This window comes from Celeribacter halophilus (genome assembly GCF_900114135.1).
GTDB lineage: Bacteria > Pseudomonadota > Alphaproteobacteria > Rhodobacterales > Rhodobacteraceae > Celeribacter > Celeribacter halophilus.
This window is the reverse complement of sequence record NZ_FORY01000002.1, coordinates 1-21,994: the sequence shown is the minus strand read 5'-3', so window position 1 is coordinate 21,994 and position 21,994 is coordinate 1. Positions and strand designations below refer to the sequence as shown.

Genomic DNA, 21,994 nt, shown 5'->3' with positions numbered 1-21,994 from the left:
ACACTTTATGTTAGAAGAAATCGGCGCTTTCATTATGATCCGAGACATATAGTCAGTCCATTACCTCAGGCATCTCCAGTGATGAAAATCCTCCACACCGCCGACATCCACCTCGATTCACCCTTGCGCTCTCTGGCCCTGCGCGATGCGGAGTTGCGGGAGACGGTGATGGCGGCGTCGCGCAAGGCCTTCAGCCGACTTGTGGAGGTTGCCCTCTCCGAGCAGGTGAGCGCGGTACTGATCGCGGGAGACCTCTTTGATGGCAGGGAGCGCAGCGCGCGGACCGGTGCCTATCTGGCCGGCGAACTGGACCGTCTCCGCGCGGCGGGGGTCAAGGTGTTTTACATCAAGGGCAACCACGATGCCGAAAACCCGATCACAGGGTCGCTTGACCTGCCCGACAATGTGCATGTCTTCGACGCTCGCGGCGGCAAGGTTCAGTTGACAGGCGAGGTCTGGGTCCACGGCGTCAGCTTTGCCCAGAAACACGCCCCTGACAGCTTGTTGCCGCGTTTCCAGCCCCCCGTGGCGGGGGCAGTGAATATTGCCATGTTGCACAGTTCTCTGGCCGGCGCCGAGGGCCATGACGTCTACGCCCCCTGTCGCGTGGCCGATCTGTGCGCGATGGGGTTTGACTATTGGGCGCTCGGGCATATCCACAAACGTCAGGTGCATAGCGAGGCCCCTTGGGTCGTCATGCCCGGTATTCCGCAGGGGCGAGACATTGGCGAGGCGGGCCCGAAATCCGCAAGCCTTCTGACGATTGAGCACGGCACGATCACCGTGGAAGAGGTGCCGACCTCTGTGGTCGAATTCCGGCACAGCACTCTGGACATCTCCGGCACAGAGGATGACGACGCGCTGCGCAAGTTGCTGCACGGGCATCTGTCCGACCTTCGCCAGAGCATTTTCGCACCCACCGGCGTGGTGCGCCTGACGCTGACGGGGCAATCCAAACGCTACTGGCAAATCCTGCGTGATCGCGATGTCTGGACTGAACAGCTTGGCGACATGATGCGCGCGGCGGGGGATCTCTGGCTCGACAAGCTGGTGCTCGACATTGCGCCTCATGAAATCGACGCCACCAATACCGCAAAGACCTCTGACGCCATTAGCGAACTATCCGCCACGATGCAGGCCATCAGCTCAGAACCCGGATTTATCTCCATCGCCCGAGAGGAGGTCAGCGCCGTGTTGCAAGACCTGCCCCCTGCCCTGCGCGCACGGCTCATGCCGGATGAGGCCGCGCGGGATGCCCTGACGCAGGAGCTGGCCCAAGGCGGCGTCAACCGTGTGCTGGCCTTGATGAAAGGGGTGGAAAACACATGAGACTCCAACGCCTCGACCTGGAACGTTTCGGGCATTTCACCGATCGCAGCTATGACTTCGGCACAGGTCTCTGCGCGGATGGCGACCGCCCTGATTTCCACATCATCTACGGGCCGAACGAGGCCGGCAAAACCACCACGATGGAGGCCGCGCTCCGGCTGTTCTACGGCTTCCCGATGCGCGAGGGGTATGCATTTAAACATCCGCGCAACAACCTTCAGGTCTCCGCCACGCTGGAGATTGACGGAACGGTGCGGCGCTTCACCCGCCTGCCCAAGCGCAGCGGCGCACTGATGGACGAGACCGGCACGGTCTTGCCGGAGGCCGCACTTTCGGCCCATCTGGCGGGGCTTTCCGAAGAGGACTACCGCCAACTGCTATGCCTTGACGACGAGACCATCGAGCGCGGCGGTGAAGAAATCGCCAATGCGCAAGGCGACATTGGCCGACTGCTGTTTTCCGCCGCCGCTGGTGTGGCCGATCTCAGCGGGGTGCTTGATGGCGTGCGCGAGCGGGCCGATGCGCTCTGGAAGAAACGTGGCCGGACCACGCGCATCGCCGAACTGAAGCGTGAACTCGCCACAATCGAAAGCGAGATACGGGAAAGCGATGTCACCGCCAGCGCATGGAAGGGGCTGAAACAAGCGCTGTCTCAGGCGCAACACGCCGAGGACGAGGCCCGCGCCACCCGCAACGCGCTCTTTGCCACCAAGGCACGGATCGAGGGCCAAAGACGCGCCCTGCCCCTTATGGCGGAGATCAGCACGCTGGAGGCCCGTATCAACGCCCATCCGGACACACCGGTTCGGCTTGATTTCGATCCCGAACGGCTGATTGCGCTGCGCACCGATCATGGCACGGCCACCGCCAATATCGAACGCATCACCAAAGAGATCGCCGCACTTGAGACGCAAATAGCCGAGATCACGGTGGACCCCGAACGTCTGGAACTTGCCGAAGATCTCGACGCACTCCATGACCTCAGCATCCGCGACAGAGGCGCACAGCTGGACCTGACCCGCCGGAAAGACGAACTCCGCGCGGCAGAGGCGGCGATGTTGCGTGCAGCGCAGGACTTGGGCGCAGCGCATGACGTGGCCCCGCAGAGCCTCGCCCTGTCACAGGCCGAGATTGCGCAACTGGAACAGGCACGGGACGCCCTCATTGACGCCCGAAAATCGGCCCTCAATGAGGCGCGCGAACTGGCCGATCTCACGGAAAAACACGACGCGGCGCAAGAGGCGCTGGAAGCCACCGAGACCACGTCCGAGACCGCAGATGCGCCGCGTGTCACCGATATCCTCGCCCGTTTCGACGTGGACCGCCTTGCCCCCGCCCATGCCTCCGCACTGCAAACCATTCACGCCGCAGAGGCCCGCGCGCGCAAATCCCTCTCTGCGCTTCGGATGGGCGCGGTCACATTCGAGACCCTGCCGCCCTGCCCCGGCACGCAGACGCAGGCGCAGCTTTGGGCCGAACGCCACAATGAGCTCACCCGCGCCGTGCAGGACGCCCGCGAGAAATGCGCGGAACATCGCGAAACGCTGGCGGCCCTGACCGCCCGCGCCGAAGCCCTGACCGCAGGCGGCACCGTCACCTCCGACCGTGAGGAAGAGACGCTCTTTGCCGCCCGCGAAGCGCGTTGGGCCGAGCATTTGGGCACATTGGATGAGGGCAGCGCACGCGCCTTCCGCGAGGCCCTGCTCCAACATGACACCGCGATGAAAACCCGTGTAGCCCATGCCAGCGAGCTTGGCCAACTGCGCCAGATCGAACAGGATAAGGCAGAGGCTCAAACCCGAGCCGAACACGCCGAGGCACGTTTGAAAGAGGTGCAGGCCGAATGCGCAGAGCTTGAGGCCAGCGTGACAGCACTGGCCGAGCAAGCGGAACTGCCCACACCGCTGACGCCAGCCGAATGGCTGGACTGGGTAAACCGCCATGCCACCGCCGAGGAAGATGCCGAAGCCCTCCGCACCGCACAAGAGACCCATCGCAGTACGCTTGAACGCGCCAAGCGCCTCTGCGCCGCCTTGGCCCCCCTCCTGCCCTTTGAACCTGTTGATCTGGACGAGGCCATGACGGCCGCGCGACAAATCGCGGAAGCCGAGCGGCATCAGGCCGAAACTGAGGCAAAGGCCAGAGAACACCTCGCACAAGTGCAGCGCGATCTCGACAAGCGCAAAGCGAAACATCAAACCGCGCAATCCGCAGAAGCTGAAGCGCAGCAAAACTGGCAGGCGCTGGTTGCGGCGCTCTTGGGGGATCAAGTCCAGCCCGACACGGTGATGGCCTCACTCGCCCCGCTGCGGGACTTGCGCGAACAGGAAAAGGCCCGCGCCACGGCCTTGCGACGGGTGGAGGCAATGGAAGCCGACCAGACCCGCTTTGCCCAAGAAGTCACACGTCTGGCCGAGGCGCAGGGGCTGGAGCTCCGCGACAGCCCCGCCGAGACCTATGCCGCGCTGAAAGACCTCTGCGAACAGGCCCGCACAGCCCATGAGAAGGCCAAAGACCTCTCTGACGCCATCACGCGCGCGCAGGCTCAACTGTCCGCCAACACCGACCGGCTGCGCGAGATAGAGCATGAGGTTGCCACCATCGCCGCCGCCTTCCCTGATCCCGACGCCCTGACCGATATCGACGCGCTGCGCCAGCGGGTGCAACAGGCCGCGCAGGTCATCGCCGAGCGCGAGGAACTGGCGAGGCTGCGCCAGACGGTCATGGCCGAGCTGGATGTGCCGGACATGGACACCGCCCGCACGCGTCTTGCCAACCTGTCTCTTGCGGAACTGGACGCCGCGATGGAGAGCAATCAAGCCGATCTGGCCCACGCGGAGGAGGCGCTGACACAAGCCATCGAGCGCCGCAGCACCGCCGCCGGAGCGCTCAAACAGGTCACGGGAGATGCCGACATCGCCACGCTGGAGGAAAAGAAAGCCACGCTGGAACTGGAGCTCGAAGAGGCCGCCCGCGCCCATCTCGAACTTTCACTGGGGCATTATCTGGCTTCAGACGCCATCCGCCGCTATCGCGACAGTCACCGCAGCGGCATGATGGCCGCTACGGAACGCTGCTTTTCCGACCTGACCCACGGTGCCTATCCGACGCTGAGCACCCAGCCCGACCGAGATGCCGAAGTGCTCATGGCCGTGGCCGCCGACGGCACAAGCAAACGCGCCAGCGAGATGTCAAAAGGCACACGCTTCCAGCTCTATCTGGCCCTGCGCGCCGCCGCCCATGAACAGCTTGTCGCCCAAGGCACCTGCCTGCCGTTCTTTTGCGACGATATTTTCGAAACCTTCGACGAAACCCGCACCAGCGCCGCCTGCCGCGTCATGGAAACCATCGGGCGCCGCGGACAAGCCATCTACCTAACCCACCACCGCCACGTCGTCGACATCGCCCAAAAGGTCTGCGACACACCGCCCGTGGTTCATGAGATTTAGACATATCCACGAACCATCGCTTGAATGTCGCTCCACACAATTGCGCAGATACACACACTGAGGTTCCGCAACAGGCCACACAGTTCGGAAATTCTTCCTCGCGTCCTGTTCTCTCGCCACACCCGGCTTTCAATGGTAACTGAAATAATGTGCGATTTCATCCATACCACACCCCGCTCCTAACAAAACCGCAAGCAGAAGACGGGACTTAATTGCGCTCAAGTCTCCCGCGAGACAGGCGCCTACATCGACGAGTGTCACCCCGCCGCTGTCATTGCCGTAAACCGCATGGGTACGCCCCTCTTGGCAACGGGAGGCCACGATCACAGGGATGCCCTGTGCGACCAGAGCCTCAACCTCAACGGCGAAACCTTTTGGGGCATTGCCCCGACCGAAGGCCGACAAAATAATGCCACTCGCCCCCTGCGCTGCTGCGATTTTCATTACGCGCGGGGACGAACCAAGACCGAGCGCGATCAGTTCGACATCGGGATCAATACGGCTGGCGGAAATGGCGGGACGCGGTTGTGCGGGCTTCCGGTAGAGATACACCCGCCCCATATCGACCTCGCCGAGCTTCCCCAGCCCGACAGAACGGAAGGTATCGACACGGGCGGTATGGGCCTTGGTCACATAGCGGGCACCGTGAATATCTCCCTCAAACAGGATCACCGCCCCCACGCCATGCAGCGCGGGACTGGCCGCAACACGTAAAGCATCAGCAATATTGCGCGGCCCGTCCGTGTCGGTCTGCCCCGCGTGACGCTGTGCCCCCGTAAAGACAACAGGTTTGTCGGAGGCCACAAGACACCAAGCGAGAAAGGCGCTTTCTTCCATCGTATCCGTTCCGTGAGTGACAACCACCCCATCCACAGCAGGATCGGCCAGAACTACGTCAATACGTGCGCAAAGACGGTGGATCGTTTCCAGATCAAGCGCATAGCTGCCTGCTGCCTCGAAATTCTCGACACGAACCGAGATGCCCTCTGGCGCCTCGTGGAGACTGGCGAGGAGGTCCTCACCACTGATCCCCGCCGTCACCGCGCTGGCATTCGCGTTTTTCGCGGAGGCGATCGTGCCTCCCGTGGCCAAAAGCGTTACATTCTTCATCGGGATCATCCTCAGCTTACGCGTCGCTGGACGCGGTGTTTTTGCGCAGCCAGCGCCACCAGTTCTTTCCAGCGGCGAACGACGTAATTGTGTTCGTCCATCGTGGTATTCCAAATCGCAATATTGCGCCCTCGCGCCTTCCACGACCCGCCCGCACGGATATGCCCCGCCTTAATCGCAACGCGGCCTTCGACATCCGTCAAATCCTGACGCGCGGGCAGCCCCTCATACCAGTAATCCCAATACTCGGCTGGCAATTGCTCCTTCACCGGCCCGGATGCGGACATGTAATAGCCCTGCTTGGCCACAACTGCCCCCGCGTATCCACCAAGATACCAGTTGAGCCACTCATAGGCCTGATCCAGACGCCGCCCGGCGAGATGCCGCGACAGGCACATGCCTCCGTGCCACGCGCGATAGCCCTCCTTGGGGTGCGCTTGACGTGCGCGAATGCCTTTGCGTCGCATCTCGACAATGGTTGGAGACCAGATCGAGGCCAGTTTTAACTCGCCATTCTGGAACCGCTCAACAGGTTCGTCGGCCCGCAGCCAAAAAGGGCGTAAATGCCCGCGTGCGACAAGCGCTTTTGCTTCGTCAATCAGGCGGTCGATTTCCGCGACAGTCATATTGCCCATGTCCTTGAACTGAATCCGACCCGCCGCAGACAGAGCCATGGCAAGGTCAAACAGGCCAATAGCGGGTTCATCAACCAAGGCCACCTGACCCGCCCAACGCGGATCGACGAGCGCGGCCCAGCTGCCGATATCCTGATCCACGTCCAGCCCCGTCGTCTCGACGCCAAAACTGTCGAAATTGTAAAAGGTTGGCAGCATTGAGATATAGCGGCTTGGCAAGTCCGCAAGCGTCGCATCCCGCTGCACATAAAGCCGCGATGCAGGCACATCTCCCGCCGCGCAGGTTCCTTTCTCAGGCAGGATGCGCGACAGATCGTCAAGCGCATCCCATTTCTCGATTCTCTGGGTATCAATGGCCTGCACCGCGCGCCAATACCAAACGATATCGAGGTTATGGAAACACTGATCGTAGACATCGAAACTTTCGGGCGCGAAAGCAGCTGTGCGCTGTGCGCTATTGAAATCCTTTTCGATGAATTCCAGCGGGAACCCCAAATCTGCTTCCGCACGCGCCTGAAAACTGCGCCACGGCTGGATTTCAGTGGTCAGGATACGAAGCGGCTTGGTCATTATGCAACGGCTCGCACGCGATCAACGCCCATGAATGCCTCGAACGAACGTCGAATGCGTTCGGGTTCGATGCCTTCGAGAATAAAGACAAGCCGCGACTGCCTCTGGGGCTGCCCGTTCGCGCCGACAGGCCAATTCTCCATATGCGTGGGCGCATGCACCAAGTGCTGGACGCCGTGGATCGCAACGGGGCGGTCCTCCCCTTCGATCACCAAAATGCCTTTCACCCTAAAAATCCTGTCGCCGTAATGATGTAACAATAGCGTAAGCCAAGTTCCGAACATTGTCCAATCTATACCATCATCAATTTGGAGGAAAAAGATCGTAACACCAGGGGTTTAGTCGTGATGACTATGGGTGTCGTGTGCGTGGTGGTGATGAGCGTGACTGTGATGATCGTGGTGATCGGGTTTTCGTGGCTGTAGCCGTGAACGCCGATCTCGTGACCGCGCTTGGCGACTTCGGCCATTTGCTCGGGGAAAGTTTCCGCAGAGTGGCCCGGAATAAACCAAGTTGTCTTGATGTCCAGTTTATCGAACAGATCCAGAAGCCGCATCGCGCCGACCTCGCCGGCGAAAACACCGCGGGAAATGTCGTCGGGGCTGTCCTCGCCGCCATAGGAACCGAGCCAGCCGGCGACGGCGTCCACATCAATGCCGAAACCTACAAGAATTTCTTTTGTCATGGGGTAGTCTCCTTTTTAGATGATCAAGCGTGAATGAGAATGACGGAGGCCGGATCGACACCAAGCGTCACCGGCGCACCAGGTGAGAGCGCACGAACGTCCTCGCGGTCAGCTTGCACTTCGACGGCCACCTCGCGATGTTCATCAAGACGCACTTTAGGGTGCCCCACAGAACCAACGATCTGGCGGCTGGCCAGCGTCCCGTTCAAGTGGATTTTGCCTGAGGTCAGCGCTTATGGGACCAAATAGCGGTATATGCTAAGAGAGTGTTCTTGGCTCATCGTACCCACCGAGGAGTGGACGATGAGAAAGACAACGAAGAGCCCGGGCGAGAAGATCATCAAAGACATCAAACGCGCGACACGCAAGCACTATTCTTCTGAAGAGAAGATCAGGATCGTCCTAGATGGCCTGCGCGGCGAGGACAGCATTGCTGAACTATCCCGCCGTGAAGGTATATCACAGGGCATCTATTACAAATGGTCCAAGGACTTCATGGACTGCTGCGGGAACGCCACCGGTTCGAGTGACCGATAGCAGGGTAAGAAGCGGCTTGCTGGGGACACGGCGCGTGCTGCAAACACCGATGTGGTGAAGGAACTGCGTCGAGAGGCAAAGGGCCTCAAGGAAGTGGTTGCGGAACAAACGCTTGAACTACGTCTGCTCAAAAAAAGCATGTACGACGGTGGGGGCGACCACGAATGAGACACCCTGCATCTGAGAAGCTTGAGATCATCCGGTTGGTTGAAGAGAGCCATCTGTCGGCCCGTCTAACATTGACCAAGCTGGCATTCCCCGCACCACGTTCTATCGCTGGTACGACCAGTATCTTCAGCGCGGCGAGGCTGGCTTGCAGGATCAGTCTCCCAAGCCCAAACACGTCTGGAACCGTGTGCCCGACGAGGTGAAGCGCAAGGTTGTCGACCTCGCCTTGCTGGAGACGGAACTGTCACCGCGCGAGCGGGCCGTGACGTTCACGGATCTGGAACGCTATTTTGTCTCAGAATCCACTGTGTATCGGGTGCTGAAGGCGCATGATTTGATCACCAGCCCGGCATTCATCGTGCTCAAGGCAGCGAACGAGTTCAAAGACAAAACGACTAGGATCAACCAGTTGTGGCAGACTGACTTCACCTACATCAAAGTCCTTGGTTGGGGCTGGTTCTATCTCAGTACAGTCCTCGATGATTACAGCCGCTACATCGTCTCCTGGAAGCTCTGCACCAACATGCGGACTGAGGACGTTACCGATACGCTTGGCCTCGCATTGCAGGCATCCGGTTGCGACCAAGTTCACGTCGTTCATAAACCGAGATTGCTTAGCGACAACGGATCCAGTTACGTCTCGGGCGACTTGGCGGAGTGGCTGAAAGACAAGGGCATGAAGCACTCACGTGGTGCGCCGTATCATCCACAAACCCAAGGCAAGATCGAACGATGGCATCAGACCTTGAAGAACCGCATCTTGCTCGAAAACGACTTCCTGCCCGGCGATCTCGAAGCGCAAATTGAAGCCTTCGTCGATCGCTATAACCACCAACGCTATCATGAGAGCATCAACAACGTCACACCCGCAGATGTATACTTCGGGCGTGACAAAGCCATTTTACAACAAAGGGAAAGGATCAAACGCAAGACGCTCGAAACGCGCCGTTTGCATCACCGCCAGCACGCTGCATAATCTAACCAACCAGATGAGCCAAACTCTCTCTTAGTTTAGGCCGCCTCTGGTTCCAAAAACTCTGACGACAGACAGCTGCTGGCACAGGAGCATCGCCGCCATCATCCGACACCACGATCGGCGCAAAACAAAAGTCGTTCTCTTCAACTGCGGGTAAAACCAACCTGCCGTCACGCGCCCGACGGCGCCATTCCGACAGATGGTTTGCCCGAAGCCCATACCGCGCAGCAACCCCGTTCACCGTCGCCCCGGGCTTTAAACTCTCAGCCGCGATCCGCGCCTTGACCTCATCCGGCCAGCGTCGCTGACCATTGGTCCGTATGTCCACCCCGTAGTTCCTGAGAAACTCCACCGTAGTCGCCATCGCGAAAATCCTACACCGATCTCCATCGGACACGGCATCGCAGATCAGACAATCGAGCAAAAGGTGAGCGCCAGCGAACGCTTACCGCTTACCGCTTACCGCTTACCAGATTGTGCGCTTCAAGGTTTCTGAAGGTTTTTCACCGAAACGTTTGCGATAGGCCTTCGCGAACTCTCCCATATGTATATAGCCCAAACTTGCTGCAATCTGGCTAACTGTGTGCTCTTGATCACTGGAGAGAAATTCACTGCGCGCAGCTTGTAACCTTTGCTCCCGAAGAAACTGACCTGGCGTGCAGCCACGGAATTTCTTGAAGTTCATTGTGAGGTTGCGAACGCTGATATCAACGTTTTGCGCAATTTCTGCCAGTGTAGGCGCATCAGCGGCGTGTTCAATAATGTATTCTTCGGCCATCCGAATGATGCGCGGAACAATAATGTTGTTTTCTTCAGAGAGGTTGATACCGGATTGTGCCGCCCAGTTTTCAAGCAGATTTGCGCACAGGGTTTCTTCGATGTGCTGTATGTTGCGGTTCGACAACGGATGTGACGTCTCGGCGATCAACCGCATGATGTAGGTTAAGCAGGCATACCAACGAGTCCCGCGCCCGCCAAAACGGGTCTTGGTTTGCCACGTTTTGTTTTCATGGATATTACCGAACCAATTGCGACCGACTTCGTTCAACAGTTTAGGGTCTATGGCCAGTTGCATCTGCACGTTGTCTTCACTTAACTGCGTGCGGTGAGACCCCTGAGACAGATCAGAGACAAAGCTCATGTCAGGGCCGTTCACAAGATCTTCTTTGCCCTGCAGTTCCGGAATTGAGTGGCCGCGAATATTTGTGGAGACGATAACGGGTGCGCCAAAACATTCTTCACCACTTACAAGTGTAGCCTTTCCATACATAGAGCGTGAAATTCCGATACGCCCCACACGCATAGAGTGGAAAATGCCATTGGGAAGTTCTGTGTGACCCAATGGTGTCATGGACACCGAAGTGATGTTCCCACTGGCCCATTCAGACAATTCGTCCCAGTTTTGTACTTGTAGTTCATGTGCTTGGCGGATTTTCGATGTGGTGACGTCCAGAAAAGGGGGAGCTTTCATAAAAAGCTACCCCGGATGACATTTTCTAAGCGTCTCTTATTTCCACAACGCCGCAACTCTTTAAGGCCAAGCTCGATGCTATGCTTTTGCACGAACGGCTGATTGTTCTGAATATAAACCAAACTTCGCAAGCCCCCATAAGCCTAAGCGCGAATCCAACTACATGCTGCTCAATCTGAGAGCGACTCCTTATGTTTCTGGGATATAGTCTTTCGGAGGTGGATTGGAGGCTAATGATAGATATACCGAACATATTTGCCCTCAACAGATATGCTCGTCCTTTTTACGACAAGCTTGAGCATCCATTTGAGTTATTAATGAGCAACAGGGCGATGCAATGCGCGTCAAGCGCGTGTGTTTTCTTTCATATCAACTTTGAGCGGGGGCCTATGAGATGGATCGCGCGCAATAAAGTAACGAATTTCGCATGATCAATACATCTCACTCTTGGGCGATAGTAATTTCAAACGCGGGCGGCTCAGAGCAAGTCCGCATGGCACCACTTGAAGGTGCATCAATGATGCGAAAAAATGGTGCCTTTTGTATGGAGGCATTGTCTTTGCTCAATACTGGCAAAGACGTTTTTTTGTCTGTTTCTCCAATCGCCCTGCAATCGACAGTGATCCGCCAAGCAGGGGAAAAGGGCCTCGAAGAAAACGGTTTAGGGCATAAATGAAACATCATGAGGCAAATCAGTTCTCCGACAGAGGCGATACGAAAAGATACTTTCTCACCGGTCTGCGACCTTTTTCGATCATAAATACCGGTGGCCGCCATATGGCTGCCTCGGACATCAGATCTGGTATGAAAATCCAGTTGAATGATGGCCGCCAATCTACGGTTTTATCAGTGCGCGCCTATTTGACCGATGTGCCGTGGGTGAATGCCAGCACGGAGCTTGGCGAAACCTCTCTATGTTCCGAAGCATATCTCTCCTGCTCTCACGCCCTATGTGAATTGTATTTCGGCAGTTCAGAAGTGGCTTTTCCGGTCAAATCCATTGTCGGCCATGTTCCTGCATTTTCGTGGCAAGCGTCCACGGGGTTTTCGGAATGTGTGGCACTTGAGCTGGATGCGTTTGGTTGGCTGCAGATAGATGACCTGAATGTCTTTCTTCCTCCGTTACCGTCCGATGACACACATGGATTATGGGATAGGAACCGGACGTCAGATGTGCATGACGACCTGCTCTATATTCCCCCACAAGATCGCTTGCTTCTTTCGCCGGAGGAAACTCTTGTCCTAAGCAGTTTCAACTGCACATTTGCGGATTGCACCCCGCCACCGCGCGTAAATTCTCGTTACGCTTCCGGTCTGCAGGGAGGAGCACGATGAGATTTCCTTTCACAAAGCCCTGTGTTCGACAGGCAGTCCCCACAGAAGCGACAATCTCTCGGAATGTCTGGTTTGCGCAGCGCGAGAGTTCGCAAATACTGTTTGAGGATCAACAGATATATATCGGCCCTTATGGCGATATCGAACTGCGGTTTGATGGTACCTTGGATCTCCGCATTCACGCCGGTTTGAATGACGGGTTTCGACCGCACAAACAGCACCTTCGCTTTTATGTGCCGTTCATCACCAAGTTTTCCTCACCTCCCGATATTCTGTTCTTATCCTCGAAAACCAAGGCCAAGCGCGACGTGCGCGCCACGGGCATAACCTGCGAAGGGTTTATGCTTGAAGTGGTGATACCTTCCGGAAAGACCAACATGCGAAAAACACGTGTTGCATGGCGGGCAGCGGGCGCCCCTGCAACTCAAACAGGTTGGATGCAGGAAAGAGAGCCGATTGACCTTTCCACTGTAACACCCGGCACAGAATGTCTTTCTACACAAATAAGAACGGATAACACGATGAATGACACATGGACCGCCGTAATGTTTTTGGCAGAAGCGGATCCAATAGTGGGCATTCCACAAGGAATTATCTCTTGCGATGGCCTTTATCCAGTCGATTTCGCAATAGATCAGGCGCGCAAAGAAGGTGCGTCCCGTGCTGCAATTGTACTTTTTGCTGAAGATGAAACCGAGCACTTCAACCCGCGTCGGACCTACGGACATTTACGTTGCATACAAAAGAGATGGCAAAAGGTTGGCTTTGACCTCAAAATCCAAACTTATACCTGCCTTGAAGGGTGGCTCGACCATCATGTGGCAGTTGAAAGCCACTGGGATATTGTCAGCCTTCCCTCAGCCACCGGGTCTCGCCAAACTGTAGATACGGATTTGCCCGATCTCGGAATCGCTGCACAATCAACACCGGACGATGTTTTTCATCTCACGGATGTCCATCGCATTGATGAAAACCGCCTCATTGCGTAACCGCAAGTAGGAACACTGTGTTTTTGCGTCTGTGTAACAAGATATAACAACAAGAAAAGGAAACCTTAATGATCCGTACATCACGCAGGTTGTTTCTCTCATTGGCCTTGCTCGGCCTTGCTGGCTGTAGTTCGGCCTTCCTTGTCGATTACAAGACGTTGCCGCCTGAGGTCTCACGGTCATGGCATGTCAAAGACATCATTGTCACGGTGCCCTATGATCTTACAGTGAACACCGAAAATTACATGATCCCGTCAGAAGATATCGTCTGGTATGGCGAACAGACCGGCGACACACGTCAACAAGTGGCCGATATTGTCAAAGACGGATTGAAAGAAGGAAGCGCGTCGCTCAAAGACAGTGTGCCTGTAATTTGGGATGTTGAATTGATCAAGTTTCACGCACTTACTCCCAAGGCCTTCTACAGAGCACCGTCCGGCACGGGCGTGGAAAGCGTCCGCTTCAAAATCAAGGTTCTGGACGCTCGAACCCACGCGGTCCTTGTTCCTGAACAAATCATCGCCGCTGACGGGCCTGCAAAAGTCGCCGCAGATGGCGGATCACGAGGGTATATGGAGCGGAAACGGATTGTGCTGAAAATTGCGGAGACCACACGAGGGTGGCTTGGCATCGGGTATGACAACCGTCGCACATTTCAACGCCTGGGCGGGTAAGACACCTTACAGCCGGACTATTGCTAAATTCTATCGGCCAGTTCGTTAAGGACTGGCCGTTTGTCGTGTTGTTCTGCGATCTGGGATATTCCCAGACAAGATTCGCAACTCGAAAACCGTCGGCCATATAGCGTGCCAACCTCGAAATATGCCTTCTCAGCGCAAGGCCTTTGGCGCGACAAATATCGGAAAAAAGACACCGATATCGCTTTCCAGCAATTATCAACATCGCGTCCACTGAGAGGCTTTCTTTTGGCAAGACAGATCACATGGGTTCAGCCAAAAAGTCTGTATGTGGCGTTCAAATAGCAGGGCTAACAATTCCCCCCTTTGCCCTCTGAGCGCCATCACGTGAGTTGGTATTGGTAAAGGAAGAACAATGGCAGACGTATCTCTTCACTTTACTCCCCTCACGGATGCTCCAGAGGGCATTTACGACGCGGAAATCCTGCCCCTCGTCCTACCCAGGTCCTCTGAGAGATTTCCGCTCTGTCCGCGTGTCTCGGACAGAGCGGAGTTTTTTGGACGAACCACGTCAGTGGGACGTCTTAATTCACAAAACTATGCCTTCTCGTCTTTACCTGAATATACCAAAGGATTTCAGATATGAGTGTTTCATTGATCGCGAACAATAGCTTGTATGCTTACAATGGAACTCTGCTGAACCTGCTTGGAATTGATGTCGCCTTTAGTGTCGAGGCCAGTGTTTCAGGCGTCATTACAGACGATGACGGCTCTCTAGCCCCTGGCGAAACTGCCTCCGTCGCGATCGAAGGCGGAGCCGACGAGGCTATGACCTATATCGGTTCGGGAACTGCCAGTGGTTTGTTGAGTTCCACCAATATCATGGCTTTTTCTACAGGCTCGGGCACCGACACGCAGATTTACATCTACGCTCCTGATGGCTTCCCTCTGCTTTCAGGTGTTGTGGTTTCTTTGAACATTGATGACACTGCCTCATTTGATCTGGCTCCGAGCACACCGGGCGTTGTTGACGGGACATCCGGCGATGATGACATGGATGTATATGAAAACGACGAAGATTATGAGGATGACGACGGGGATAGAATCACAGACTACAAATTTTTGGTGCAATCCGGCAATGACACTATTTACGGGTACGCAGGCAACGACACAATTCACGCCGGAAGCGGCGATGATGAGATCTATGGTGGCACCGGTAACGACATCATTTTCGGCGGCGACGGCGAAGACATCATCTCAGGCGGTGACGGAAATGACACCATTTACGGCGGCGAGTTGGGGTTCGGAGGCATTGAGGACGAACATCAGGACCGGATCGATGGCGGTGCAGGAGACGACACGATCTTTGCAGGAGACGGCGACAATATAGTCTATGGCGGAGATGGCGACGACACCATTTATGCGGGGGACAATAATGACTATATTGTAGGTGGCGAAGGCAACGACACAATTACTTCCGGCGACGGTGTAGACACTATCTACGGGGGCGCAGATGACGACATCATTGATGGCGGTGACGGTGACGACACCGTTTACGGCGGCGCAGGCAATGACACATGGCTGGCGGGTGAAACGACCAGCGGCTCCGATAACGTTTTCTTGGAAGATGGCGATGATACCGCCGAATTCGGGTATGTTACCGTCGGAACTGACGAAAACGTCGACGGTGGAGATGGCAACGACACGCTTTCCCTAGATGCGGACGTCATGGCGGGTCTGGACCTTGATGTTACGCTTATGGAGGGAGGTGCCGCAGCAGATATCGACATCGGAGGTAGCGATACACTCGGCAACTTCACCAATTTCGAGAACATACTCGGCAATGACGGAAGCAACACTCTCACAGGCAACTCTGAGGCGAACAAGCTTTGGGGCGCGGAGGGTGCCGACACGCTTGATGGTGGCGCCGGCGACGATATCTTGGACGGGGGCGCGGGCTCAGACACCATAAGCGGCGGCGATGGCGATGACACCTTTATCATCGGTTCTGCTGCCGAGGCGGGTGGTGATAGCATCACCGGTGGTTCAGGGCCGGATGACACGACAGATATTGATACCGTCGACCTCAGCAGCATTGATCCTGACAGCTACACGATTAACGCCACAGAAGATCCTTTGGATAGTGGCGCACTGACAGGCACGGTAAATTTCGACACAGGAGAGGTGCTGAGTTTTAGCGGGATCGAGATCATCTGTTTTACCAAAGGCACGGAAATCATTACTTCTGAAGGCCCCGTCGCCGTTGAAAACCTCAAGACCGGCGATCTGGTCATGACAATGGACCACGGGATGCAGCCTCTTCGCTGGATGGGGCGCAAGAAACTCAATTCAATAGATTTGGAGGCATCTCCCAAACTCAAGCCGATCAAAATTGCGGCCGGTGCGCTTGGAAACGGCACGCCCTTGAACGATCTCATGGTCTCTCGACAACACAGAATACTCGTGCGCTCCGCGATTGCAGACCGTATGTTCGGCGTTCAAGAAATTTTGGTTGCCGCGATCAAATTGGTTGGGCATCCGGGGATTGAAGTTGTTGAGGACGCCGAAAGCGTGGAGTATTTCCACATGCTTTTCGATCAGCACGAAATTGTTTTCTCGAACGGAGCTGCGACTGAAAGCCTTTTCACAGGGCCAGAAGCACTCAAAGCAGTCTCAGAAGATGCTCGGGCTGAAATTTTGGAGCTTTTCCCTGATATCGCAACGCAAACGGCCCTGCTTCCCGCACGTCATATTCCTCAAAAGGGAGGCATGGTGAAACGTTTCGTGGAGCGGCACGCGAAGAACAACAAGGCACTGATGAGTTGAGCTTACAAACCTGTGATAAGTCGTAGCGCAAAATACATGTTATTCAACGGGTGGCTCAGGAAATGATTTACCCATAGCAGCGCACGAAAGCAATTTGAGGCATTAGACATCCGGATATTCGGTCCTTGAACAACTTCTTTTGACTTTCATGATTGGGGGTGCGAACTGATTCAGTGAAGGTCCGAATTCCGCTTGGCCCAGCATGCTGCAAGTGCAAGAAGCTAGAACTTACATGTCGTGTTTTGGGCTGGGACTGGACAAAAGGTTAGGCGTGCAGCAGCGCCGCAAGTCCGCTTCGTGTCCAAGTCAACCGATGCTGCACTATATGTGGATGGACGCTTTGGTGAACGTGAGCCGACCTTTGATCGGCTACGTAGAGCAGTCCCTTCGCTGCCGCATGCTCTATATGCTGCGACATGCATTTTAATCTTCCTATCACCACTAATACTCAGGGTTCTCTATCCATGGTCGATAGACCTGCTGTATGCTTGTCCTTTGCAAGACTTTATCGGCGATGCGCTTGGTATTCGGAAATTCGATTATTGTTGGATGCCCCTTTGCAGGACGCAATCAGGTGGCAAGCATGAATAGGTAGATATCGGCTGCACTGAACTGATCCCCAAGAATCCATTCCTTGTCGCCAATCTGTGTGTCGATGACCGCCCAAGTCTCCCGCAGTCTCCGGTTGCCGCGCTGCTGAGCACTTGGCTCATCCTCGGGTGTATCAACAAACCGGTCAGGGTAATAGGTAAGCTGGAAGGCGTTTTGCACCGAGTTGGAAAAGTAGACCAACGTTTGGAGAAATACTGCGCGCGATGGGTCGTCTATGGCGGGTGCCAACTGTGCTTCGGGATGACGATCTGAATTGCCCCGAGTTTGTCGGAGACCTATAGCTTCATTTCACGCGACCATATCGAACACGTCGCGCTGTGCATAGAAGTTCTCTTCGGCCTCGGCTGGTGGGATATTCCCAATAGGGCCAAGCAGGCGGCGATTATTGAACCAGTCGACCCATCCGAGAGTGGCCATTTCCAGATCCTGCATGTTGCGCCAAGGCCCTTGGCGATGAACGAGTTCGGTTTTATAGAGACGGTTAATCGTCTCGGCGAGGGCGTTGCCGTATGAATCCCCGACGCTGCCGACCGATGGTTCAATACCAGCTTCGGCTAAACGTTCAGCATAGCGAATGGACAAATATTGCCCGCCGCGGTCGGAATGATGGATCAACCCGCTTTCATGAACAGGTCGTCGATCATGCAAGGCTTGCTCCAACGCATCGAGAACAAAGTCAGTTTTGGCTGAACGTGAGACCCGCCAGCCCACGATGCGATCGGCGAATGTATCAATGACGAAAGCCACATACACGAAGCCTTGCCATGTCGACACGTAGGTGAAGTCGCTGACCCAGAGCAGATTGGGCGCCGAGGCCCGGAATGCACGGTTCACTTTGTCGCGCGGACTGGGTGCTGATGTATCAGGAACGGTTGTTTTAACTACCTTGCCCCGCACAGCCCCACGGATGCCAATCTGTTTCATCAACCGTTGCACCGTGCATCTTGCAACCCCAAAGCCCTCGCGTCTCAATTGGTGCCATGCCTTTCGGACGCCATAGACCTGATAATTTTCATCCCAGATCCTTTTAATCTCTGGCCGCAGCTCTGCATCCCGTTGGTGTCGCGCTGATGCCTTGGAAGGATCCGCGCGACACGCGAGGCGGTGATAAAATGTTGACGGCGCGATCGGCAGCACCCTGCAGATCGACTCGACACCGTAAACGCTACGCTGATCTTCAATAAAGGCAATCATCGCTTCAGTGGGCGGTCGAGTTCCGCCTGTGCTAAGTTGAGCCCGTCACGCCACTGGTACGAGTGGCGGGTGAAACGCTGACGCCTTGCGTAGTATCTCATTGGCTTGGCGTAGCTCCCGGTTTTCCCTTTCGAGGGTTTTAATCCGGTCACGTTCTTCAGTCGTCACGCCGTCGCGCATACCACTATCCTTCTCGGCCTGCTTGACCCATCCGTTCAAGGTCTGGGGAATACAGCCGATCTTGGGTGCAATGGCCGCAATCGCGCCCGCCTGCGTTTCGTAGGAGCCTTGATGCTCAAACACCATTCGGACCGCACGTGCGCGGACCTCAGGCGAGTAGCGATTTGCCATTTTACTTTTTGTCATAACCATCATCTTTACTTAAGTTGATGGTCTCCGGCAAACTCGGGGCAATTCAAAAGGCCCTGCCATGCGCGGGGCTTATTTTACATTCTGTCGTATGGTCTCATCAATTTCCGGCAAATATCCAAGCGCAAATCGTATGGCGGGTCTATTGGCGGGTATGCCTTCAATGTTCATATATTTTTCAATGGAATCAAAGGATAATGGCGGAGAGGAAGAATGTCTCCTCATCCCCTCAAAAAACAACAATAGACCTCAAAGAAAACCTATAACAAATTGTTTTTCATATAGTTTTTCCGTCACCAGACGTCAGAACTCTTCAGGGGCGGTTAGAACAGTTCAGTGCCGATTGGTACCTTGTTGTCAGTTCAAGAAACGGACTGGAGTGACCTCATGCCTTTAACCACGAAACAGATCGAAGCCGCCAAATTTGGTGTATCGAAAGAACGCCTTCCTGATGGTTTGGGCCTCTACGTACGTCTCTACAAAAGCGGAACAAAAACATATGAAACCCGCGTGACCTGTAACGACAAACGCGCATGGGTTCAAATCGGACATTTCCCCGACATGAGCCTCAAACGTGCCCGTCAAATTGCAGGTATGGTCCAAATCCGGATTGAGGAAGGGCTATCCCTCAAGCAAGTAAGGGATGCGCTCAAGGCTGGAGATCATAGCAAGATTGAAGATATGGTGCCAGCTTCCCCCGGAACTGTAGTGATTGAAAGCTTAACGTTTCGTGAATTGGCAAAGCAATGGTTTGATCAAAAGAAGCTTGGTTTGCGGAATGGTAAGCATATTCAGCAGAACTGGAACACCCTCGAAACATATATCTTTCCCTATTTTGGCGACCGTCCCGTAACGGAAGTTAAAGTCGGTGATGTCATCGATGCAATCCGCCCGATTTGGCATGATAAACACGAAACTGCCAAGCGTGTGCTCGGCCGGGTGAAAGAGATTTTTGCCCTCGCCAAAATCCATGAAATGCGCCCGGACAATCCGGCTGATTTCCCTCCGAACACCGCGTTGGGGGCTGTCCGCAAAAAAACAGTTCACTTCGGAGCCCTGCCATTTGAAGACATACCGGCACTTTGGGAGTGGCTTTTGACAGCAAACTGCGACGAACAAACCCGCCACCTCGTAATGCTGATGATCTTGACCGCAAAACGTTCTAAGGAGACACGTTTCGCACGTTGGGATTATTTCGACATGGGAACCAGCATTTGGACGACCCCTGAGAGCCTGATGAAGATGTCTCGTCTGCATCGTGTTCCGCTCAGCCGTCAGGCCTCCGCGGTCCTTACTAACATGCGGATGTTAACAGGAGACGCGCCATTTGTGTTTTACAAGCCCAAGAGCAAGTCGCGCGTGATCTGTGAAAACGCGGCCTGTAATCTTCTTAAAAAGTTTCGGTTGGGGATTACCGCTCACGGTTTGAGGGCGGGCTTTCGCAGTTGGGCGCGCAAACAGGGAAAATACTCTCACGATGCGATGGAGTTCGCCCTGGCACATGAACAAAATTCCTTGGAAGCCGCCTACCAACGTGAGGATCTTATCGAAGAACGCGCAATCATGATGCAGGATTGGGCCGATTATGTGACAGGTGGTGCTAATCCTCTAAATTTTTCACCTGAAGAATCTCAGAAATAATACAGCTACGGCGGGGAATTTGCCCCGCCGTGCCTATCACTATGCTTCATTCGCAAACCCCATAGTCGTATGCCCGCGGCAACTGCTTGATAAAGCGGACGACTTCGTCATACCTCCACCGGATACTTCCCCGCCCGAGCCGCAAGGGCTGAGGAAAGTCCGGGTCCTCACGCAAACGGCGATCAATAGATGCCTCACTCCAACTCAGAACTTTCATAAGCTCCATTTTGGTAATGAGACGAAATTCCAACAGCGGGTTATCCAACCTCTTATCCATGCCTTCTCCTTTGTTTTAAAGCGCCCGCGCCGGGCCTTTTGATGGAGGCATTTTAAAATATTTAGAGGCCGCAAAGATGGACAAATATGATGTTTCCATTGTGCGAATGCTGCTTTTTTGTGGATAACCCCGATGTATCGACCTCCGAGAAAGGCGCAACGGATGAAAATTTGCACCAAGGCGGCGAATTGGCAAACTCTCATATATGAAATCCGGATTTTTGTCCGGATGCCACTCTGTTCTCAAAATTTGCATGGAGCAGAGTGATGAATGTTGAGAAGATGGCATATCATGACGATAAAGATTTATGCCAAGACCGACAACGTTGTTGCTCGCTATGCGAAAGTGACCTGATCACGGGCAACGCCGTGACCTCCCAACACAGTGCCACGTCTATATCTAGTATATCTGGAACGACGTTGCCTGACGTCTGTGAGGTACCTCGCCTTCTAAATATTTCACATACTTGTGATCAGAAAACGCAACCCATCCATAGACGACCGGTCTAATGGAGCCTATTTAACAGGTCATGGAACACCAAAACGACACCCGCTCTCGGATATTGACCACAGGACGCCGCCTGACAGCCCAGCAGGGCTATACAGGCGTTGGCCTGAGCACACTTTTGAAAGAGGCGGGCATTCCGAAGGGTTCGTTCTACCACTACTTCGCATCGAAAGAGGCATATGGCTGCGCGCTGTTGAGCGAGTTTATGACAGAGTATAGCCATCGCCTGAATGCCTCTCTCGCGCATCCAGACATGAATGCACGGTCTCGGCTCTTGACCTATTTCGAAGGGTGGCGCGAAAAACAACTCAGCCCGCACCTTGAGGATCGGTGTCTGGTGGTTAAACTGTCGGCAGAAGTTGCTGACCTATCGGAGAACATGAGCAACATCTTGCAAAAAGGCGTGTCCGACATTGTCGCGCATCTGACGAAGACCATAGAGCAGGGGCAGAACGAGGGCACGATTGCATCGATCGAAAACCCTCAGACCTTGGCGGAAATGATCTATCATATGTGGCTCGGGGCCAGTCTCGTTGCGAGCATCTCGCACAGTGCTGCCGCTCTTAATTCCGCAATGGATGCGACAAAAGTGCTTGTTCCAGCACCGTAACTCTCAAAAATTTTGCCCCCACGAAAGACGACCGGTCTATTCGCAAAGGAAAATCATGAAAATTTT

18 protein-coding genes, 2 pseudogenes and 1 other annotated feature are annotated in these 21,994 nt (G+C 55.1%); of the genes and pseudogenes, 10 read left to right on the top strand and 10 right to left on the bottom strand.

Features of this window, described 5'->3' with window-relative positions; translation table 11 throughout:
• Positions 1-81: 81 nt before the first annotated feature.
• A complete protein-coding gene (locus tag BM152_RS01805; protein ID WP_074913927.1) occupies positions 82-1,329 on the top strand; it encodes a metallophosphoesterase family protein in 1,248 nt (415 codons plus the stop codon).
• Complete coding sequence (locus BM152_RS01800) at positions 1,326-4,778, top strand: ATP-binding protein (RefSeq protein WP_066605762.1); 3,453 nt, start codon at positions 1,326-1,328, stop codon at positions 4,776-4,778. The genes BM152_RS01805 and BM152_RS01800 overlap by 4 nt, the downstream gene beginning before the upstream one ends.
• 129 nt (positions 4,779-4,907) lie before the next feature.
• Here BM152_RS01800 and BM152_RS01795 read toward each other — a convergent pair whose 3' ends face one another.
• From BM152_RS01795 to BM152_RS01775, 5 genes are read right to left on the bottom strand one after another with little or no spacing between them, the layout of a single operon-like run.
• Positions 4,908-5,888, bottom strand: a complete 981-nt coding sequence (locus BM152_RS01795) for an asparaginase (protein ID WP_066605759.1) — start codon at positions 5,886-5,888, stop codon at positions 4,908-4,910.
• 11 nt (positions 5,889-5,899) lie between these two features.
• The gene (locus BM152_RS01790; protein ID WP_066605758.1) at positions 5,900-7,093 is read right to left on the bottom strand and encodes an ABC transporter substrate-binding protein; all 1,194 of its coding nucleotides are present in this window, start codon (positions 7,091-7,093) and stop codon (positions 5,900-5,902) included.
• Positions 7,093-7,377 carry a GTP-binding protein gene (locus BM152_RS01785; RefSeq protein ID WP_074913923.1) on the bottom strand — a complete coding sequence of 95 codons (285 nt, stop codon included), beginning with the start codon at positions 7,375-7,377 and terminating at the stop codon, positions 7,093-7,095. The genes BM152_RS01790 and BM152_RS01785 overlap by 1 nt, the downstream gene beginning before the upstream one ends.
• Positions 7,378-7,385: 8 nt before the next feature.
• Complete coding sequence (locus tag BM152_RS01780) at positions 7,386-7,778, bottom strand: polysaccharide deacetylase family protein (RefSeq protein ID WP_066605749.1); 393 nt, start codon at positions 7,776-7,778, stop codon at positions 7,386-7,388.
• 23 nt (positions 7,779-7,801) lie between these two features.
• A complete protein-coding gene (locus BM152_RS01775) occupies positions 7,802-7,987 on the bottom strand; it encodes a TOBE domain-containing protein (protein ID WP_066605746.1) in 186 nt (61 codons plus the stop codon).
• 94 nt (positions 7,988-8,081) lie between these two features.
• Here BM152_RS01775 and BM152_RS01765 point away from each other — a divergent pair.
• Positions 8,082-9,459: pseudogene (locus BM152_RS01765) on the top strand (IS3 family transposase).
• A 1-nt stretch (position 9,460) separates the two neighbouring features.
• On the opposite strand, the gene BM152_RS01760 reads toward BM152_RS01765, so the two are convergent.
• Both BM152_RS01760 and BM152_RS01755 read right to left on the bottom strand, forming a co-directional pair.
• Complete coding sequence (locus tag BM152_RS01760) at positions 9,461-9,823, bottom strand: transposase (RefSeq protein WP_111481313.1); 363 nt, start codon at positions 9,821-9,823, stop codon at positions 9,461-9,463.
• Between the two features lie 102 nt (positions 9,824-9,925).
• Positions 9,926-10,930, bottom strand: coding sequence for an AraC family transcriptional regulator (locus BM152_RS01755; RefSeq protein WP_066600347.1), 1,005 nt, complete (start codon positions 10,928-10,930; stop codon positions 9,926-9,928).
• 427 nt (positions 10,931-11,357) lie between these two features.
• Between BM152_RS01755 and BM152_RS18905 the strand changes: the two genes are divergently transcribed.
• The 5 genes from BM152_RS18905 to BM152_RS01740 all read left to right on the top strand — a co-directional run bounded on the left by BM152_RS18905 (position 11,358) and on the right by BM152_RS01740 (position 16,718).
• Entirely contained in the window at positions 11,358-11,606 is a 249-nt protein-coding gene (locus BM152_RS18905; RefSeq protein WP_139222464.1) for a hypothetical protein, read from the top strand.
• Positions 11,603-12,265: a hypothetical protein gene (locus BM152_RS18900; protein ID WP_066600345.1), complete on the top strand. Its 663-nt coding sequence runs from the start codon at positions 11,603-11,605 to the stop codon at positions 12,263-12,265. The genes BM152_RS18905 and BM152_RS18900 overlap by 4 nt, the downstream gene beginning before the upstream one ends.
• Complete coding sequence (locus BM152_RS01750) at positions 12,262-13,254, top strand: hypothetical protein (protein ID WP_066600344.1); 993 nt, start codon at positions 12,262-12,264, stop codon at positions 13,252-13,254. Before BM152_RS18900 ends, BM152_RS01750 begins: the two co-directional genes overlap by 4 nt.
• A 68-nt stretch (positions 13,255-13,322) precedes the next feature.
• A complete protein-coding gene (locus tag BM152_RS01745) occupies positions 13,323-13,928 on the top strand; it encodes a DUF6778 family protein (protein ID WP_066600341.1) in 606 nt (201 codons plus the stop codon).
• A gap of 606 nt (positions 13,929-14,534) precedes the next feature.
• Positions 14,535-16,718 carry a Hint domain-containing protein gene (locus tag BM152_RS01740; RefSeq protein ID WP_066600339.1) on the top strand — a complete coding sequence of 728 codons (2,184 nt, stop codon included), beginning with the start codon at positions 14,535-14,537 and terminating at the stop codon, positions 16,716-16,718.
• 570 nt (positions 16,719-17,288) lie between these two features.
• On the opposite strand, the gene BM152_RS19490 is transcribed toward BM152_RS01740, so the two are convergent.
• Both BM152_RS19490 and BM152_RS01730 read right to left on the bottom strand, forming a co-directional pair.
• On the bottom strand, positions 17,289-17,558 hold the full coding sequence (locus BM152_RS19490; protein WP_231730476.1) for a glutathione S-transferase C-terminal domain-containing protein: 270 nt from the start codon (positions 17,556-17,558) through the stop codon (positions 17,289-17,291).
• A gap of 60 nt (positions 17,559-17,618) precedes the next feature.
• A pseudogene (locus BM152_RS01730) lies at positions 17,619-18,890 on the bottom strand (IS3 family transposase).
• Positions 18,450-18,567, bottom strand: a sequence feature (AL1L pseudoknot). It overlaps the preceding pseudogene by 118 nt.
• 390 nt (positions 18,891-19,280) lie before the next feature.
• Between BM152_RS01730 and BM152_RS01720 the strand changes: the two are divergent.
• A complete protein-coding gene (locus tag BM152_RS01720) occupies positions 19,281-20,534 on the top strand; it encodes a tyrosine-type recombinase/integrase (protein WP_066605250.1) in 1,254 nt (417 codons plus the stop codon).
• Positions 20,535-20,580: 46 nt separating this feature from the next.
• Here BM152_RS01720 and BM152_RS19685 read toward each other — a convergent pair whose 3' ends face one another.
• The gene (locus BM152_RS19685; protein ID WP_066605245.1) at positions 20,581-20,811 is read right to left on the bottom strand and encodes a helix-turn-helix transcriptional regulator; all 231 of its coding nucleotides are present in this window, start codon (positions 20,809-20,811) and stop codon (positions 20,581-20,583) included.
• 529 nt (positions 20,812-21,340) lie between these two features.
• On the opposite strand from BM152_RS19685, the gene BM152_RS01710 reads away from it, so the two are divergent.
• Complete coding sequence (locus BM152_RS01710; protein ID WP_074913901.1) at positions 21,341-21,928, top strand: TetR/AcrR family transcriptional regulator; 588 nt, start codon at positions 21,341-21,343, stop codon at positions 21,926-21,928.
• Positions 21,929-21,994: the final 66 nt, after the last annotated feature.

Coding starts and splice junctions, on each gene's coding strand:
- BM152_RS01800 (WP_066605762.1), top strand. CDS start 1,326: ATGAGACTCCAACGCCTCGACCTGGAACGTTTCGGGCATTTCACCGAT.
- BM152_RS01785 (WP_074913923.1), bottom strand. CDS start 7,377: ATGTTCGGAACTTGGCTTACGCTATTGTTACATCATTACGGCGACAGG.
- BM152_RS01745 (WP_066600341.1), top strand. CDS start 13,323: ATGATCCGTACATCACGCAGGTTGTTTCTCTCATTGGCCTTGCTCGGC.
- BM152_RS01740 (WP_066600339.1), top strand. CDS start 14,535: ATGAGTGTTTCATTGATCGCGAACAATAGCTTGTATGCTTACAATGGA.
- BM152_RS18900 (WP_066600345.1), top strand. CDS start 11,603: ATGAAACATCATGAGGCAAATCAGTTCTCCGACAGAGGCGATACGAAA.
- BM152_RS01760 (WP_111481313.1), bottom strand. CDS start 9,823: ATGGCGACTACGGTGGAGTTTCTCAGGAACTACGGGGTGGACATACGG.
- BM152_RS01805 (WP_074913927.1), top strand. CDS start 82: ATGAAAATCCTCCACACCGCCGACATCCACCTCGATTCACCCTTGCGC.
- BM152_RS01750 (WP_066600344.1), top strand. CDS start 12,262: ATGAGATTTCCTTTCACAAAGCCCTGTGTTCGACAGGCAGTCCCCACA.
- BM152_RS01780 (WP_066605749.1), bottom strand. CDS start 7,778: ATGACAAAAGAAATTCTTGTAGGTTTCGGCATTGATGTGGACGCCGTC.
- BM152_RS01755 (WP_066600347.1), bottom strand. CDS start 10,930: ATGAAAGCTCCCCCTTTTCTGGACGTCACCACATCGAAAATCCGCCAA.
- BM152_RS01795 (WP_066605759.1), bottom strand. CDS start 5,888: ATGAAGAATGTAACGCTTTTGGCCACGGGAGGCACGATCGCCTCCGCG.
- BM152_RS01710 (WP_074913901.1), top strand. CDS start 21,341: ATGGAACACCAAAACGACACCCGCTCTCGGATATTGACCACAGGACGC.
- BM152_RS01720 (WP_066605250.1), top strand. CDS start 19,281: ATGCCTTTAACCACGAAACAGATCGAAGCCGCCAAATTTGGTGTATCG.
- BM152_RS18905 (WP_139222464.1), top strand. CDS start 11,358: ATGATCAATACATCTCACTCTTGGGCGATAGTAATTTCAAACGCGGGC.
- BM152_RS19685 (WP_066605245.1), bottom strand. CDS start 20,811: ATGGATAAGAGGTTGGATAACCCGCTGTTGGAATTTCGTCTCATTACC.
- BM152_RS01790 (WP_066605758.1), bottom strand. CDS start 7,093: ATGACCAAGCCGCTTCGTATCCTGACCACTGAAATCCAGCCGTGGCGC.